Origin of the sequence: Streptococcus sp. NLN76 (assembly GCF_015686645.1) — a bacterium.
In the GTDB taxonomy this organism is placed as follows: Bacteria; Bacillota; Bacilli; order Lactobacillales; family Streptococcaceae; genus Streptococcus.
Genome location: NZ_JADPMS010000078.1, coordinates 1 through 3372 on the forward strand (window position 1 = coordinate 1; position 3372 = coordinate 3372).

The window sequence follows — 3372 nt, forward strand, 5'->3', positions numbered from 1 at the left end:
GGTTGGAGGTAAAATGAAGGGCTGGGTAACAGACTTTGTAATGAAGACTGAGCAACAAGGAGGATAAGAAACAACCATGAGTCCTTTCCATAACTCTATTGTTCTGGGAAACATTGCAATAGTCAAGTATTTATACAATTATTGTTCAAACTGGGTTTTAATAACCCTCTAAACTTATATTACGAGGAGGAATTAACTTTGAAAGACGTATTCAAGTCTTTAAAAGGGGACCTAATTACTTTTTCTTTGTTAACTATCATCTTGTCTATCCTAATGGTTGGTGAAGCCTATTTAGCTCAGTTTATCATTGATAGAGCAGAGATAAGTGGTATGAACTACCTAGTTCTGACTTTCATCATTTTAATGTTTTTATTTTCTCAGACTGCTGTCTATTTCTTTCAACAATTTAAAACAGCTGTTTTAAGTAAGAGATCCGCTTTTTTATTTCGGAAGTTCCTGTTTAAAAAGATTCAAGAAATTCATCTCAATCATCTAAATAATGATTTAAAAGATCGATTGCTTTCTGCACTTACTGTTCAAATTGATCAAGTGGAATTCAACTATTTCTATACCCTTTACTGGGGAGGTTACTTACTTTGTCAGTTAGTGGTTGCAGTAGTTTTTGCGTTTACGATGGATCCATTAATGGCTGCTATGACATTGCTGTTAAGTCTCCCCAATTTATTAGTTGCTTTAGCGTATAAGGGACAGTTAGCACAGAGTCAAGATGATTTGATTGATCAGACAGATGCCACTATCAATTCCATTAAGGATTTAACCGATGGTTACTTAGATTGGAAAGTAGGAGATGGTGCTGGGGAGGTTTATAATGTTTTTACGCAAGTTACGCAAAGGTTATTAATGAAGCAGACGAAAGTTAGCAAAGTTCAATACTCCGTCGCTAGCTTAAATCAACTTTTTTCCAATGTTTTATACTTTGGTAGCTGGTTGATTGGTGGTTATTTAATTCTAAATAACAATTTGACATTAGGATCTCTTATTACATTCACACAATTACTTACTCGTATTTCTTTTCCAATATATTCTTCGTCAGATCTGATTGCTAGATTTATTGGCGGAAAGAAAATTGTGGATTCATTGAAGCGAGATTTTATCTTTTCAAAAGAAGACGAATCTTTATTTGAGAATCAGCCGTTATTAGAATTTGTTTCTGATATACAGTTTGATAAAGTTGCATCGCCATTGTTGTCAGCTGACTCTTTGACTTTGTCATTTCAAGCCAATCAATTCTATTTAATTAAAGGGAAAAGTGGAAGTGGGAAGTCTACGCTATTCCGATTGATCTTAAAAGAAACAAATGATTATACCGGTAAAATTACCATAAATGGAATAGATTTATCACAGTTATCAGAAAAAGAAATATTCAAAAAAGTAGCCTACGTTCCACAGTTTCCACATATTTTCTCAGGTACACTTAAAGATAATTTGACGCTCTTTTCAGATTCCTACAACCATGAACAATTGTATGCGGTCTTAGAATTTGTAGAATTAGAGAAATGGGCAAACGATCAATCATTATCTATGCCAATAAAAAATGAAGAGGTAACTATTTCTGGAGGAGAAGCAAAGCGTGTGGCATTAGCGAGGGCTTTGCTTTTGGATAAGGAAATACTACTGATTGATGAATTCTCCTCGGGTGTTGATCGCATTACCTTAGAAAAAATCGAAAAGAAACTCGCTCAACTCAACAAATTAATTCTCTACATCTCTCATGTATCTCAGTCTAATGTAAAACAGAATTTTGATTATCTGATTGATCTGGATAATAATGGGGAATTACTAGTATTAAAACAATGATGAGGTCGGATTTAGTCCCACCTTACTTTTTTATTGATAATATTTTTTGAGCATCTTAGCAGTAGCTTTTTCAAACAAAAGCCAATCCTACTCATGACAGTAATCTTGCTGAACATCTAGGAAAAGAATTTTTCCTTGTCCAGTTATGATTGCTTGGACTTTACTTGCGTGTATTTTCTTTTTCCTAGAGTAATTTAACTTTTGTTTTTTGGGGGACGTCGAATTTTTACTCCTGTTGCATCACCTATGATAGTAACGGTATCCTTTATCTTTCCTTTTTCAATAGTGAGGCCACTTTGTACTAAGATCTCTTCAACCCAATGACTGCGGCGAATAAGGTGGCTTTTATGCACACCAAAATCAGCTGCAATTTGTTCATACGTACGATATTCACGAAGGTATTGTAGAGTAGCCATCAATATATTCTAAACTCATTTTGGGATTACGACCGCCTTTAGAGTGTTTGGCCTGATAAGCAACTGTCAAGATTTCTATCATTTTGTCAAAAGTTTTTCTTTCAACACCAACTAGGCGTTTAAAGCGTGAGTCAGAGAGTTTTTTACTGGATTCATAATTCATACCTCCATCTTATCTTTTTTTGTTTCGCAGGAACTCCCGGGTTTATCACTTTAAAAAATCAAAAGATGGCTAACCCCTTGGGGGACAGGGGGGTCGGCTATCTTTTTTAACTCGAATTATTCATACCCTGAATATCTTTGCGTAACTATCAAAAAAATCATCAGAAACAAGCAATAAGCAATTGCAGTTCTGATGATTTTTATGAACGATCAAGCTTTTCTATAAATAAAGATGGATCTGCTACCTTAGCACCCTAAAAAAGGGTAGACTCCACCCTTGGTGCGACTCTCGATTTTTAAAAATGTATTCTATTTGATTCGGTATCCTAATTTCCTAACAAAGGAGGACTGGTCTCCCTTACTGCATAGAGAACGGGGAGTGAGAAATCTAGTCTGGAAATTCGCTCAAAGAGAGCTTGAAACTCATCCTTCAGAGAATAGAGATTGGACAGTTTTAGAATTTGTTTTCTAGCACTTTTGACGCATTTTCCAGCTATCTTCACAAACAGTTTCCGAAAACGTTTCATCGTCAAATTTTTCACAGACCCACTAGCTAAATGCTTCATAAATAAGGAAAGATTATAGGCCAAGCAAGAAATCATCATACGAACTTCATTCTTGATTAGAGTTGAACTATCTGTCTTATCTCCAAAAAATCCAGACTTCATCTCTTTTATGAAATTTTCAGACTGTCCTCGTTTTCGGTAAAGCTGAAAACATTCTTCGCTAGCACCACCAGCTAGATTGGTCACAAGAGAAGTAACTTCATAGAAGAGTTCCCCATCCTTTCTTTCTGAAAATTGGCAGACACGGCGGGCGTGAACCCAAGAATTTGCTTGATAAACAGTATCGGAATAGGAAGAATGAGGTAAAATGGTCATATCCTCATTTTCAGAACCAGGTAAACTTAAATCCCCTAAACGACTAAGAATAGAGTTTCTTTTAAGCTTGATGAGATAGTTCTCTCCACTCTCTT

At 35.5% G+C, this 3372-nt stretch carries 2 protein-coding genes and 1 pseudogene; 1 reads left to right on the plus strand and 2 read right to left on the minus strand.

Annotation, left to right across the window (positions count from 1 at the left end; translation table 11 throughout):
* The first annotated feature begins 198 nt into the window (after positions 1 to 198).
* Complete coding sequence (locus I1A59_RS09145) at positions 199 to 1818, plus strand: ABC transporter ATP-binding protein (protein ID WP_196092452.1); 1620 nt, start codon at positions 199 to 201, stop codon at positions 1816 to 1818.
* Positions 1819 to 1911: 93 nt separating this feature from the next.
* On the opposite strand, the pseudogene I1A59_RS09740 reads toward I1A59_RS09145, so the two are convergent.
* Positions 1912 to 2397: pseudogene (locus I1A59_RS09740) on the minus strand (transposase family protein); the annotation flags it as partial.
* 325 nt (positions 2398 to 2722) lie between these two features.
* A partial coding sequence (locus I1A59_RS09160) for a transposase (RefSeq protein ID WP_196092455.1) occupies positions 2723 to 3372 on the minus strand: 650 nt, incomplete at its 5' end.